Annotated in this window: 12 protein-coding genes and 1 tRNA gene; 9 read left to right on the top strand and 4 right to left on the bottom strand. The window is 64.9% G+C overall.

The genetic code is table 11. The features are described 5' to 3' along the window. Positions 1-191: 191 nt before the first annotated feature. The 3 genes from A9D14_RS01370 to ald form a co-directional block, all read right to left on the bottom strand. Complete coding sequence (locus A9D14_RS01370; protein ID WP_066842321.1) at positions 192-1394, bottom strand: tyrosine-type recombinase/integrase; 1203 nt, start codon at positions 1392-1394, stop codon at positions 192-194. Positions 1395-1571: 177 nt separating this feature from the next. Further along, positions 1572-1658: transfer RNA gene (locus A9D14_RS01365), tRNA-Leu, on the bottom strand. Between the two features lie 142 nt (positions 1659-1800). Further along, complete coding sequence (ald, locus tag A9D14_RS01360; RefSeq protein ID WP_066842319.1) at positions 1801-2928, bottom strand: alanine dehydrogenase; 1128 nt, start codon at positions 2926-2928, stop codon at positions 1801-1803. Positions 2929-3135: 207 nt separating this feature from the next. On the opposite strand from ald, the gene serS reads away from it, so the two are divergent. The 8 genes from serS to A9D14_RS01325 all read left to right on the top strand — a co-directional run bounded on the left by serS (position 3136) and on the right by A9D14_RS01325 (position 10582). Then, the gene (serS, locus tag A9D14_RS01355; protein WP_066842317.1) at positions 3136-4428 is read left to right on the top strand and encodes a serine--tRNA ligase; all 1293 of its coding nucleotides are present in this window, start codon (positions 3136-3138) and stop codon (positions 4426-4428) included. Continuing rightward, positions 4428-5204: a 5'/3'-nucleotidase SurE gene (gene surE, locus A9D14_RS01350; protein WP_066842315.1), complete on the top strand. Its 777-nt coding sequence runs from the start codon at positions 4428-4430 to the stop codon at positions 5202-5204. The genes serS and surE overlap by 1 nt, the downstream gene beginning before the upstream one ends. Further along, positions 5194-6291, top strand: coding sequence for a potassium channel family protein (locus A9D14_RS01345; RefSeq protein WP_083987510.1), 1098 nt, complete (start codon positions 5194-5196; stop codon positions 6289-6291). Before surE ends, A9D14_RS01345 begins: the two co-directional genes overlap by 11 nt. Before the next feature lie 161 nt (positions 6292-6452). After that, complete coding sequence (locus tag A9D14_RS01340) at positions 6453-8489, top strand: pilus assembly protein TadG-related protein (RefSeq protein ID WP_066842312.1); 2037 nt, start codon at positions 6453-6455, stop codon at positions 8487-8489. Then, positions 8486-8986, top strand: a complete 501-nt coding sequence (locus A9D14_RS01335) for a TadE/TadG family type IV pilus assembly protein (RefSeq protein ID WP_066842310.1) — start codon at positions 8486-8488, stop codon at positions 8984-8986. Before A9D14_RS01340 ends, A9D14_RS01335 begins: the two co-directional genes overlap by 4 nt. After that, entirely contained in the window at positions 8986-9414 is a 429-nt protein-coding gene (locus tag A9D14_RS01330) for a TadE/TadG family type IV pilus assembly protein (protein WP_157668098.1), read from the top strand. The genes A9D14_RS01335 and A9D14_RS01330 overlap by 1 nt, the downstream gene beginning before the upstream one ends. A gap of 122 nt (positions 9415-9536) precedes the next feature. Then, positions 9537-9689, top strand: coding sequence for a hypothetical protein (locus A9D14_RS19255; RefSeq protein ID WP_157668097.1), 153 nt, complete (start codon positions 9537-9539; stop codon positions 9687-9689). Between the two features lie 143 nt (positions 9690-9832). Then, a complete protein-coding gene (locus A9D14_RS01325) occupies positions 9833-10582 on the top strand; it encodes a TorF family putative porin (protein WP_157668096.1) in 750 nt (249 codons plus the stop codon). A 207-nt stretch (positions 10583-10789) separates the two neighbouring features. On the opposite strand, the gene A9D14_RS01320 is transcribed toward A9D14_RS01325, so the two are convergent. Further along, positions 10790-11191, bottom strand: a complete 402-nt coding sequence (locus A9D14_RS01320) for a DUF1761 domain-containing protein (protein ID WP_066842304.1) — start codon at positions 11189-11191, stop codon at positions 10790-10792. Between the two features lie 194 nt (positions 11192-11385). Here A9D14_RS01320 and rimO point away from each other — a divergent pair, with 194 nt between their 5' ends. Continuing rightward, complete coding sequence (gene rimO / locus A9D14_RS01315) at positions 11386-12774, top strand: 30S ribosomal protein S12 methylthiotransferase RimO (protein WP_066842302.1); 1389 nt, start codon at positions 11386-11388, stop codon at positions 12772-12774. The last annotated feature ends 108 nt before the right edge of the window (positions 12775-12882 follow it).

The following is a 12882-nucleotide window of genomic DNA, read 5'->3' as shown; positions in this document are numbered from 1 at the left end:
ACCCTAATTTCCCGTCCTCTAAGTAGCCGGTGCGCGATTTCTGAATCAACAGACGCTTGTCCGCTATTTTGCTCACGCAACATCAGGAAGCATGCGGACGGCGCCCAACTGAACGGCCATAATTGGATTTTATCGATCTACGGTCGAACGATTGGAATAGGGCGCAAAGCCGCCACCATCTCAAATTGCAGTCAGCGACTCGCTCCGCGTTGTCGAAGCTCATCAAGATAGTCGCTCCACCATTGCGCCATCTTTACGCGTTCATCCCAGTAGTTCCCGCGATTGTAGACGCCACGAATAGCGTTGCTGTCACCATGAGCGAGTGCCCGCTCGATGGCGTCAGGATGCCAGAGGCCGCTTTCATTTAACATCGTTGAAGCAGTCGAGCGCAGTCCGTGTGCCGTCACTTCTTCTTTAGTGAACCCCATACGCCGAAATGCCGCGTTGATCGTATTCTCGCTCATCGGGCGCTGGTTCGTATGGAACGCCGGGAAGATGTAGCCCTTGCTGCCGGTAATTGGTTTGAGCTCTCGCAACAGGTCCAACACTTGGCGTGATAGCGGCACCACATGGGCCCGCCGCGCCTTCATCTTGCCTTCCGGTATTGTCCAGGTGGCCTTGTCCCAATCGATCTCGTTCCACTCGCCGTGGCGAAGCTCACCGGGTCGCACAAAGACATGGGGTGCGATCTTCAGCGCGAACTTCGTCGCCGGGTAACATTCGAAATCATCGATAGCACGGAGCAGCCCGCCCAACTTCTCTGGTTCGAGGATCGCCGCGTAGTGCCGTGCTTTGGGCGTGACCAGTGCACCCTGCAGGATCGAAGTCGGATCGGTTTGGCACTGGCCAAGCGCAGCTCCATGCCGGAACACCCGGCTTGCGAAGGAGCGGCACTTCTTCGCTGTCTCGAGATTACCTTTGGCTTCGAGTTTCTTGAGCGCCGCCAGCATCAACTGCGGATCGACATCGTTGATTGGCATATTGCCGATCGCTGGCTTGAGCAGTTCGAGGAACCAGCGCGCCTTGCGCAGCGTGGCCTCTGCCCTGCCTTCGGGCACCATCTTCTCGTCGATGTACTTATTGGCGATGACCTCGAAGGTGTTCTCCGCACCTAGCTTGATCCTGGCCTTCTTGCGCTTACGCTCCAGCATTGGATCGATGCCATCGGAAACCTTGAGCCGTGCTCGGTCGCGAAGCTGGCGCGCTTGCGACAAGCTGATCTCAGGGAACGCGCCGATGGGCAGCTTCTTCTCCTTACCGCCAAAGCGGTACTTGAAATACCAGAGCTTGGAGCCGTTCGGCTTCACCAAAAGCAGCAGCCCCCGCGAGTCGTATTTCTTGTATGACTTGTCGGCAGCCCGGAAGCCTTTGATTTCCTGCACATTGAGGCTCATTTGGGGGCCTCACTTTCGTGCGATTTGGGGGCTTTTGAGCTGGAGCCCCCAGCCGAGGCCCCCACAGACGTTGGAACAAAGCGGAACAAAACAAGACCTCGCTTTCTGCGCTAGAGGTCAAGAATGGCAGAATTCCGCCATTTCTGCAATGTTTTGGAACGTTCTGATGAGAACAAATGGTGCCCAGAAGAGGACTCGAACCTCCACGCCCTTGCGAGCGCCGCCACCTGAAGACGGTGCGTCTACCAATTCCGCCATCTGGGCACTTTTGCGAGGCGGCCAGTGCGCCGCCTTGCAGGTAGGAGCGCGCAACTAGGGCGCGGCTTGATTCGTGTCAATGGCCCCTTCGCCAAAAACATTCGGGAAATTGACGCGCTCCTTCAATTCCTTCCTGCCTGGCCTCCGCTCAGGCCAGCGCCTGCTCCACCGGCGTGAAGTCATAGCCCAGCTCTTCCGCCACGGCGCGATAGGTCAGCTTGCCCGCGCTGACGTTCAGCCCTTCGGCCAGGTGCGGGTCGCTGCGCAGCGCGCCGCGCCAGTCTCCGGCGTCGAATGCTGCCGCAATGCGCAGCGCGTGCGGCAAGGTGACATTGTTCAGCGCATAGGTGCTGGTGCGCGAAACCGCGCCCGGCATGTTGGCGACGCAGTAATGCACGATGCCGTCCACGACGAAGGTCGGCTCGTCGTGGGTCGTGGGATGCGACGTCTCGAAACAGCCGCCCTGGTCGATCGCAACGTCGACCAGCACCGCGCCGGTCTTCATGTCCTTCAGCATCTCGCGGCTGACCAGCTTGGGCGCGGCGGCACCGGGGATCAGCACCGCGCCGATCACCAGGTCGGCATCGCAGACCACTTCGTGGATGTTGGCCTTGTTCGAAAAGCGCGTCTTGGCGCGGCTTTCGAAATACATGCCCAGCCGCTCAAGCTGTTCGGGGCTGCGGTCGAGGATGGTGACATCGGCCCCCATGCCCACCGCCATCTGCGCCGCGTTCCAGCCGACGACGCCGCCGCCGATCACCGCGACCTTGCCCGGCGCCACGCCCGGCACGCCGCCCAGCAGCGTGCCGCGCCCGCCATGCGCCTTCTCCAGCGCGGTCGCCCCGGCCTGCACGCTCATGCGGCCCGCGACCTGGCTCATCGGCTTGAGCAGCGGCAGCCCGCCGCCGGGGCCGGTCACGGTCTCATAGGCGATGGCGGTCACGCCCGACTTCAGCAGGTCGGCGGTCTGCGCCGGATCGGGGGCCAGGTGCAGATAGGTATAGAGGATCTGCCCCTCGCGCAGCATGGCGCGTTCGGCCGCCTGCGGTTCCTTGACCTTCACCACCATGTCGCAGCTGGCAAAGATCTCTTCCGGCCCGTCGACGATGCGCGCGCCCGCCTGGACATAGGCCGCGTCGTCCGCGCCGATGCCCAGCCCTCCGCCGGTTTCGACAAGCACTTCGTGGCCGTTCGACACCAGCTCGGTCACGCTTTCGGGCGTCAGGCCGATCCGGTATTCGTGGTTCTTGATTTCGCGGGGAGTGCCGATACGCATGAGGGGGCTCCGTTGCAGCCGGAAGGTTGAAATTGCAGCCCCAATAGACCCGTAAGCCGCCCCGAATCGACTGGATTCCGCGCGATTTCAGCAAAATTCACCGAATGCGCGCTTCCCGCATCGAACCGGTGCCGCGACCGCATTTGCGCGCAAGAATTTTTCCCCACTGGACAGGCCCGACCCGCTTTCGCCATAGCCGCGACCACCATGCATGATATCCGCCTTGTCCGGGACGATCCCGCAGCCTTCGATGCCGCCCTGCTGAAACGCGGGGCCGAACCCGCTTCGACCAGCCTGCTTGCGCTGGACGAGGATCGCCGCGCGCTGCAGACCCGCGCGCAGGAAGGGCAGAACCGCCGGAACGAGGCTTCGAAAGCGATCGGCAAAGCGATGGCGCAGGGCGACAGCGACACCGCCGAAGCGCTGAAGGCCGAGGTCGCGCAGCTCAAGGACACGCTCCCCGCGCTCGAGGCCGAGGCGAAGGACAAGGCCGACGCACTCGATGCGATGCTGGCCGCGCTGCCCAACCTGGCCGCGCCCGACGTGCCCGACGGCGCTGACGAAGAGGGCAATGTCGAGATCGCCCGCTGGGGCACGCCGCGCAGCTTCAACTTCCAGCCGAAGGAACATGCCGATTTCGGCCCCGCGCTCGGCCTTGATTTCGAAACTGCGGCCGCGATCAGCGGCGCGCGCTTCACCTTCATGCGCGGACAGATGGCGCGGCTGAACCGGGCGCTGGGCGCCTTCATGCTCGACATGCAGGGTTCGGCGGGCTTCACCGAATGCAACCCGCCGCTGCTGGTGCGTGACGAGGCCGCCTTCGGCACCGGGCAATTGCCCAAGTTCGAGGAGGATCTGTTCCGCACCACCGACGGCCGCTACCTCATCCCTACCGCCGAGGTTTCGCTGACCAATGCGGTGCGCGACCAGATCCTCGCCCACGACCAGCTGCCGATGAAGCTCACCGCCCTCACCCCCTGTTTCCGCAGCGAGGCGGGGTCGGCGGGGCGCGATACGCGCGGGCTGATCCGCCAGCACCAGTTCGAGAAGGTCGAGCTGGTCGCCATCACCGCCCCCGACCGGTCGCAGCAGATGCACGAGGACATGACCCGCGCCGCCGAGGCGGTGCTGGAGGCGCTGGAGCTGCCCTATCGCAAGATGCTGCTGTGTGCGGGCGACATGGGCTTCAGCGCGCGCAAGACCTATGACCTGGAAGTATGGCTGCCGGGGCAGGACGCCTACCGCGAGATCAGCTCGATCTCGAACTGCGGGGATTTCCAGGCGCGGCGGATGAAGGCGCGCTTCAAGCCGCTCGACGAGAGCGGCAAGCCCGGCAAGAAGACCGAGTTCGTCCACACGCTCAACGGATCGGGCCTTGCCGTGGGCCGCACGCTGGTCGCGCTTCTGGAAAACTATCAGCAGGCCGACGGGTCGGTTACCATTCCCGAAGCGCTGCACCCCTATACGGGCGGCCTCACGAAACTGGAGCCTGGCGCCTGATGCGTATCCTGCTGACCAACGACGACGGCATCCACGCCCCCGGCCTGGACGTGCTCGAGGCGATCGCGCGCGAGATCTCCGACGACATCTGGATCTGCGCCCCGTCCGAGGAGATGTCGGGCGCGGGCCATTCGCTGACCCTGACCCGCCCGGTACGCCTGCGCCAGCATGGCGAGCGGCGCTTCTCCGTCACCGGAACCCCGACCGACGCGGTCACGATGGGGCTGCGCAAGGTGATGCCGGACAAGCCCGACCTGATCCTGTCGGGCGTCAATCGCGGCGCGAACCTGGCTGACGACATCACCTATTCGGGCACCGTCTCCGCCGCGCTCGAGGGCGCGCTGGCGGGCGTGCGCTCGATCGCGCTCAGCCAGGTCTACAGCCACGAGGCCGCCGGAGAGAACGTGTCCTTCGCCGCCGCGCGGGGCTGGGGCGCGAAAGTGCTGCGCCCGCTGGTCGGCATGGATTTTTCCGAACGCACGCTGGTCAACATCAACTTCCCCGCGATGCCTGCGGAGGATGTGCAGGGCATCCGGGTGGTCCGGCAAGGCTTCCACGACTATGGCCGCGGCACGCTGGTCGAAAGCACCGACCCGCGCGGCTTTCCCTATTTCTGGTTCGGCCTCGAACCGATCGAACATACGCCCGGTCATGAAACCGATCTGGAAGCGGTGCAGGACGGCTTCGTCGCGGTGACCCCGCTGCAGCTCGACCTTACCCATTACGCCTCGCTCGACCGGCTGGCGGAGCGATTCAAGGACGGCGATGGCGGGTAAGGACGACCCCCAGGACGAGGCTGTCTCTCGGAACGCCTCGCCGCTCCGGCGCGAGCGATTGAGGGTGCACCGCCCGCTGCGCCGCCGCGTCAAGGTGCCCGTCTGGGCCGATCTGTTCATCCGTCTGGGTGCTGCGATCTCGCTGGTGTTCGTGGTGGTGCTGATCCACTGGTGGGACCGCACGGGCCTTGTCGACAATGTCGACGGCCATGTCAGCTTTCTCGACGTCGTCTATTTCACCATGATCTCGATCACCACCACGGGTTTCGGCGACATCGCGCCCGTGTCGGACAAGGCGCGCCTGGTCGAAGCAGTGATCGTGACGCCGATCCGCTTTGCGGTGATCTTCATCTTCGTCGGCGCCGCCTATAATTTCGTCATCAAAAGAAGCTGGGAGAAGTTCCGCATGAACCGCATCCAGGAACGCCTGAGCGACCATTATATCGTGCTGGGCTTCGGCGTATCGGGATCGGAAGCCGTGGCAGAGCTGATCGCCCGCGGCTGCGACCCCGAATGCATCGTGGTGATGGACAATAGCGAGGAACGCCTCGCCCTGGCCGAGCGGCTGGGCTGCAACGTGATGCAGGCCGATGCCACGCGCGACGATTCGCTGCGCGACGTGCGGATCGACCGCGCCGCCACCGTGCTGGTCAGCGCGGGGCGCGACGATGCCTCGATCCTGATCGTGCTGACCGTGCGCCATCTGGCGCCCAGCGTGCCAATCACCGTCGTCATCCGCGCCGCGGACAACGAACTGCTGGCCAAGCAGGCGGGCGCGACCAATGTGATCAACCCGGTGCGCATGACCGGCCTGCTGCTGGCCGGCAGCGCCAGCGGCATGCATGTCGCCGACTATCTTGCCGACCTCGCCTCGGTCTCGGGCCGGGTGCAGCTGGTCGAACGCATGGCCAAGCCCGAGGACATCGGCAAGCCGCTGCGCCACCTGGGCACGGGCAGCATCGGGGTGCGGCTCTACCGCAGGGGCCGCGCCATCGGCTATTGGGAGCCGGACGCCAATGCGGTGGAGGAAGGCGACATGATCGTCGTCATCCGCCCGACGCCCGACATGGGCGAAGGCGTATTGTAAAAAATACGGGCATCTGCGTATTCGGCTGTTATCTTTTTAACAGTAATTTCACATTGTAATGAAGATAACAGCGATTGTGCACAAATAGCGGCTAATTTTACGGCGGATTCACCATAGGCGGAAAGAATCCGGAAAATACGAGTGGGCTATGACTGCCGCCCATGAAAGAGCCGCAAACCTCTTCCGCCCGCCGCTTCCTCGTTCGCTTTCGCGACGATGGACGCGCATCGGTCAACACCATCGTGGCGCTCAGCCTGCCTGTCGTGATCGGCGCGGTCGGCCTCGCCTTCGATCTCAACCGTGGGTACGGCCAGCGGGTGATGAACCAGCGCGTGGCCGACATGGCGGCGCTGGCGACGGCGATGGAATATCAGCGCGACGACGCGATCGACATCGACGCGGTCGCGGGCATGATCGCCTTCGCCAACGGGCTGCAGGGCGCCAGCGTCGATGCCACGCTCCTCACCGACTATCCCGAAGCGGGCGACAGCGCGATCGAGGTGACGGTCTCGCGCCCGATCCCCTTCATGCTGGCATCGGTGCTGGGCTTTTCGGGCAGCTACACCGTCTCCGCCGACAGCGCGGCGATCGTGTCGTCCACCGCGCAATATGCCGCGCCCTGCTTCCTCGCGCTCGACGCGGGGGGCGCTTCGCTGGTGGTGAACGGCGGCGCGTCGATCAATGCGCCCAATTGCTCGGTGGCGGCGATCGGCGACCTCGACCAGAAGGGCAAGTCGATCGCGGCCAGCGACATCATCTCGGGCAGCGGCAGCATCACGCTGAACTCGGGATCGCTCGTCGCGAATACGCTGCGCTATGGCGGCAGCCTCAACGTGCCGCAGTGGAACAGCGCGCTGCCCCCGGCCAAGGACCGCCACAATGTCGCGACCGCGCTGGCCGATCCATGGGCCAACAACACCGAGCTTGGCGCCGCCGTGGCGCAGATCGGCGATGCCGACCCGCTGCCCGCGCTGTCGGACCCGGTGACGCCCAATGGCAAGGATTTCGATTTTTCGTGGAAGCCCAATTCCGCCGCCGCAGCATACCGGGTCGGGACCAGCGGCGACTATGTGCTGCCGGCGGGGACCTACAACATCAGGAAATTCACCGTCGGCGGAGATAACAAGGTCACCTTCGCATCCGGCTCGACAATCACGATCTCCGGCGGCTTCGCCAACGGCGGCGGCTCCAAGGTCGATTTCGGGGACAGCGACGTCTATGTGAACGGCGGTTTCGATACCGGCAGCGGCGGCGTCACCATCGGCGACGGCGTGCTGTGGATCGGCTCGGGCACCGCCTCGTTCAAGGGCACCAACACCAAGGGCGACGGCGATGTCGTCATCAACGGCGACGTGGCGCTTGGCGGCGGGCATTATTTCGTAGCCGGCAAGGGCAACCACAGCTTCAAATCGCTGACCCTGGGCGGCGGCGGCAACATGCTGCTGGGCGACGGCGACCTGACCGTGCTGGAAGGCATCAAGATCAATGGCAACAGCGAGCTGAACGCGGGCGACGGCGAATACAACATCGGCGCCAGCAAACAGGGCTATGCGATCAAGCTGGAGGGCAGCGCGCGGCTGTTCATGGGCGACGGCGCGTTCTCGGCCCATGGCGACATCGACACGCAGGGCGGCAGCGGCATCGTGTTCGGCGAGACCAACAACCATTACATCAAGGGCGACCTCAAGATCGCGGGCTCGGCCTTCTTCGGACCGGGCCGCTACACCATCGACGGCGATTTCGAGAATGGCACCGGCGGCACCACCTGGCCGCAGACCTCCACCCTCAATGGCGAGCAATATGGCGCCGCCGGGGCAGGATACGACATGGCGGGGCGCGACGTCAGCTTCATCGCATCGGGCACGCTCAAGCTGGCGGGCGGGGCAAAGACGAAGCTGCTGGCCGCATCCAAATCGGTACTGGGGGGAGAGATCGCGACCCTGCTGTTCCATTCGGACACCACCAGCAAGGCCAGCTGGACCGGCGGATCGAACAATGTCTTCGGCGGCGCGGTCCACCTGCCGGGTACCGAGGTGTCGATGACCGGCGGCAATTCGACCAATGGCGGCGGCACCTGCTTCATGCTGATCGCGGGCAAGATCAAGGCCGCGGGCGGCGCGGTCGCGGGCAGCGCCTGCGTCTCCTCCGACGGTTCCAGCAGCGGTTCGGGCAAGACCGCGGTCAAGCTGGTGAAATGATGAAACGCCCCCTGCTCAAACGCTTCCGCAAGGACGAGAGCGGCGTCGCCGCCGTCGAATTCGCGCTGTGGTCGGTCGGCCTGTTCGTGCTGATCGCGGCGGGGCTGGATTTCGGGTTGTATTACATCACCCGCAGCCATGTCGACGAATCGCTGTCCGCCACCGCGATCAGCGCGTTCGACGCGCGTGACAATGTCGCCTTCACCACGCTGCCGTCCTATGCCCGCGCCATGGCGAACGACAATGCGCTGGCCGTATCGGTCAGCTGCAACGGCACCGCGGGCAGCTGCACCAATTTGTCGCGCAGCTGCGCCTGCCTCAACGCCGATCGCAGTTTCACCGCCCAGTCCTGCGGCACCGTCTGCAGCGCCAGCGGCACCAGCGCGGGCTATTACCTGACGCTGGACGCCAATGCGAACTACAGCTCGGTCGTGGTGCCCAGCCGCCTGGTGGGGAACGGGCAGATATCGCGCAGCATCACGTTAAGGCTGGAATGATGCGGCCCCCTTTCATGCGGCGCCTGCTGCTAGACGAACACGGCGGCACGGTCATCGAATTCGCGCTGCTGGGCCCCGCGCTGATCGTCATGCTGTTCGGCCTGATCGAGACGGGGCGCCTGTTCTGGACCCAGCACACGCTGGACGAGGTCGCCTATTCGACCGTGCGCTGCATGTCGATTTCCACCGATTGCGACGACCAGAGCGCGCAGCAGGATTTCGCCATCGCCCGCGCGGGCGGCTATGGCATCGCGCTGGCCGCCGCGAACGTGGCGGTGCAGACCAACACCACTTGCAAAAGCTTTGCCGGATCGAACCGCGTGGTGATCGACGCGAGCTTCAGCTCGGTGATGACCGAACTGGTCCCGCAATTCCCCGACGCGGTGGAGGCCGAGGCCTGCTTCCCCCGCCTGGCCGAGATGGAATAGCCGCGCTTCAATAATAGCGCGGCAGAAACCTTTTGTTACAAACGGGTTACGCCCCAGCAAAACGCAACCTTTATCCGCCTGACACACAAAGATAAAACAAAGTTCGCAGGACAGGATAAATCATGAAGATCACCGCAATGCTTTTAGCAGCGGCCATGCTGGCCGGCTGCGCATCGACCTCGACCCTCGACGGCAGCAACAAGCTGGCAGGCGCCAATGCCCAGCCCGACATCGACCGCTGTATGTGGATAAAGCCGCGCTGCCGGGCGAAATAGGTCGCGGAAAAACTCGGTCCAGCCCCTTGGCTGGCCGGTCAATCGCGATATCAGGCCTGTCGCCGCGATCCTGCGCCACCCCCGGCGCAACCCCCCGGATCGATGGCGGCAGGCCTTTTGCATATTTGTGGAGAAAACGCGTCTTGTACTCCTTCCCCATCCGTTCGCTCGTCATGGGCGCGGTGCTCGCCGGTACCGGCGCGCCGCTTGCGGCCCATGCGCAGGGCATCCCCTCGGTCGAGCTTGAGGCGACGACCGATTACCGCAGCCGCGGCCTGTCGTGGAGCGACGGCGATCCCGCGCTGCGCGCTGCCGTCGACGTGCCGGTCACGTCCGCGATCACCCTGTCCGCCCAGGGCGTGACCCTGCGCGAGGCATCGCGCCACGGCGGCGCCGATGCCGGCTTCGAACTGGCGGCGAGCTACTCGGCCTATGCCGGGCTGATCGACTGGCGCGGGGCCGCAGTCGCCCATGTCTTCGCGGGCGGCCAGGGCGACCTCAACTATGGCGAGGCGGAGGCTGGCCTCGGTGCCTCGCTCGGCCCGGCACGGGTCGATCTGTCGGCCAGCTACGCTCCCTCGCAGGACGCGATCGGGGGCAGCAATCTGTATGCAAGGCTGGGCGCGTCTGTCGGAATCCCCGCCACGCCCTTCCTGTTCTATGGCCATGTCGGCCATTCCAGCGGCAGCGACGACGGCACCGGCCGCGCCAACCGGCTGCGCCCAGCGGGGGACTATGCCGACTGGGCGGTGGGCACCGAATATTACTTCGCCCCCGTCTCGCTGGCGCTGACCTATAGCGATACCGACATCCACCGCGGCGACCTGCGCGTGCCGGTGCTGGACCACCACTACGGCGAAAAGCTGGTCGCCAGCGCGATCATGCGGTTCTGAAGGGCGGGTTTTACTGTCCTACAGCGGCCGTGATGACATAAGGGGCGGGTCTGCCAGGATGGCAGGCCCGCTCTTTCGCAATGTCAGGATTTTTCCCCGCCCCCGCAGGTGTCAACCGAAGGGCCAAAACGCCCGCATTTCCGCGGGTCCGCGCCGGGTGACGGCGGTTGTAGGATGTGTCGCCTGTGTCAACCGGACAAGCTCCGGCTAAAGGCTGCGCAGCCAGAACACCGCGCCCATCGCCAGATAGGCGGTCAGCCAGAACCCCGCATCGATCAGCGCGATGCGGCGCGGGTGCCGCTGGTGCAGATAGTTGGTCCACAGCGCCGGAATCACGAAGAACAGCGCGACCCCGCCCGTCATCATGAAATACAGCCACCATTTCGACGGATCGGACAGCCGCGCGAACATATGCGCCAGCATGAAGGCCGACAGCTGGATCAGCACATAGGTGCCGCCGATGGTGACGAAGGGTCTGCGCCGCACCTCCAGCCCGCCGGGCCCCGCGCTGACCGACAGTGGCCGCGCGAACAGCCGGTACCATGCGGCCGCCACCGCCAGTGCCGCCAGCGCGGCCAGAATGCCGCCGAACCAATCCACCGGTCCCATCCGATCTCCTGCCTCTGCAAATGGCCAATTACGTCGCAATCCGGATCTACTGACATCACGGTAAGCGCAGCCGGCAATAAATGAAAAGGCTCGAAGCCGGTTTGTTCCCTGTCGCAATCGCCTCGGCAGCGCGGTTTGTAACGGGCATCACTCGTTCTGGCGCGGCGCGGCGATGCGGTGTAGGGGGCGCGCCCATGGTAACCGAAACCGAATCCCGCCCCAGCCGCATCGCGCCCTCGCCCAAGGTCGGCATGGTCAGCCTGGGCTGCCCCAAGGCGCTGGTCGATTCCGAGCGTATCCTGACCCGCCTGCGCGCCGACGGCTATGCGATGAGCCCTGACTATGCCGGGGCCGACGTGGTGCTGGTCAACACCTGCGGCTTCCTGGACAGCGCCAAGGAAGAAAGCCTCGAAGCCATCGGCGAGGCTATCGCGGAAAACGGCCGCGTGATCGTGACCGGCTGCATGGGTGAAGAGGCCGACACGATCCGCGCCCGCTTCCCGCAGGTACTCGCCGTCACCGGCGCGCACCAGTACGAGCAGGTGGTCGATGCTGTGCACGAGGCTGCACCGTGGACCCGCGGGCCGTTCGTGGACCTGATCCCGCAGCCCGACGTGAAGCTGACGCCGCGGCACTACAGCTATCTGAAGATCTCGGAAGGCTGCAATCATAGCTGCGCGTTCTGCATCATCCCGCAATTGCGCGGGAAGCTGGCCAGCCGCCGCATCGACGCCGTGTTGCGCGAAGCCGAAAAGCTGGTCGCTGCCGGGACGAAGGAACTGCTGGTCATCTCGCAGGACACGTCTGCTTACGGGGTGGACGTCCGGCACGAGGAGCGCATGTGGAAGGACCGCCCGGTCCGCACCCACATGACCGACCTCGCCCGCGAACTGGGCGGCTTGCGGACCGCGGACGGCGTGCCGCCATGGGTAAGGCTGCACTATGTCTATCCCTATCCGCATGTCGACGCGGTCATCCCGCTGATGGCCGAGGGGCTGGTCACCCCCTATCTCGACATCCCGTTCCAGCACGCCAGCCCTTCGGTGCTGCGTGCCATGAAGCGCCCCGCGAACGAGGCGAAGGTGCTGGACCGGCTGAAGTCGTGGCGCGCGATCTGCCCCGACCTCACCGTTCGCTCCAGCTTCGTGGTCGGCTTTCCGGGCGAGACCGAGGATGATTTCAAATATCTTCTCGACTGGCTGGAAGAAGCGCAGCTGGACCGCGTCGGCGGCTTCCGCTTCGAACCCGTGGAGGGCGCGCAGGCCAACGACCTGCCGAACCCGGTGCCCGAGGCGGTGAAGGAAGAACGCTACGCCCGGCTGATGGAAGTGACCGAGCGGATCAGCGCGGCGAAACTGGCCGCGAAAGTGGGCCGCATCCTCCCCGTCATCATCGACGAGGTGGGCGAAGCGGACGAGGACGGCGACATCGGCGCGACCGGCCGCAGCCAGGCCGACGCACCCGAGATCGACGGCAATGTCTTCATCCGCGACGTCGATCCCGGTCTGAAGCCAGGCGACATCGTCGAGGTGGTGGTCGAGGAAGCCGACGCGCACGACCTCTACGCAGCGCCATCGGCATGAAGGGGGCAGCCTGAAGCGGCTGCTTGCTTCGAATCGGGAAAGCGCCTATGCGCGCGCCTTCCCTTGCAATATCCGGGAAACCTGCGGGAGGAGGCGAGCAGCCTCTGC

The organism is Croceicoccus marinus, assembly GCF_001661675.2.
GTDB classification, from domain to species: Bacteria; Pseudomonadota; Alphaproteobacteria; order Sphingomonadales; family Sphingomonadaceae; genus Croceicoccus; species Croceicoccus marinus.
The sequence above is the reverse complement of the archived record's forward strand: the minus strand, read 5'-3'. Positions and strand labels throughout refer to the sequence as shown.

Coding starts and splice junctions, on each gene's coding strand:
- A9D14_RS01370 (WP_066842321.1), bottom strand. CDS start 1,394: ATGAGCCTCAATGTGCAGGAAATCAAAGGCTTCCGGGCTGCCGACAAG.
- ald (WP_066842319.1), bottom strand. CDS start 2,928: ATGCGTATCGGCACTCCCCGCGAAATCAAGAACCACGAATACCGGATC.
- serS (WP_066842317.1), top strand. CDS start 3,136: ATGCATGATATCCGCCTTGTCCGGGACGATCCCGCAGCCTTCGATGCC.
- surE (WP_066842315.1), top strand. CDS start 4,428: ATGCGTATCCTGCTGACCAACGACGACGGCATCCACGCCCCCGGCCTG.
- A9D14_RS01345 (WP_083987510.1), top strand. CDS start 5,194: ATGGCGGGTAAGGACGACCCCCAGGACGAGGCTGTCTCTCGGAACGCC.
- A9D14_RS01340 (WP_066842312.1), top strand. CDS start 6,453: ATGAAAGAGCCGCAAACCTCTTCCGCCCGCCGCTTCCTCGTTCGCTTT.
- A9D14_RS01335 (WP_066842310.1), top strand. CDS start 8,486: ATGATGAAACGCCCCCTGCTCAAACGCTTCCGCAAGGACGAGAGCGGC.
- A9D14_RS01330 (WP_157668098.1), top strand. CDS start 8,986: ATGCGGCCCCCTTTCATGCGGCGCCTGCTGCTAGACGAACACGGCGGC.
- A9D14_RS19255 (WP_157668097.1), top strand. CDS start 9,537: ATGAAGATCACCGCAATGCTTTTAGCAGCGGCCATGCTGGCCGGCTGC.
- A9D14_RS01320 (WP_066842304.1), bottom strand. CDS start 11,191: ATGGGACCGGTGGATTGGTTCGGCGGCATTCTGGCCGCGCTGGCGGCA.
- rimO (WP_066842302.1), top strand. CDS start 11,386: ATGGTAACCGAAACCGAATCCCGCCCCAGCCGCATCGCGCCCTCGCCC.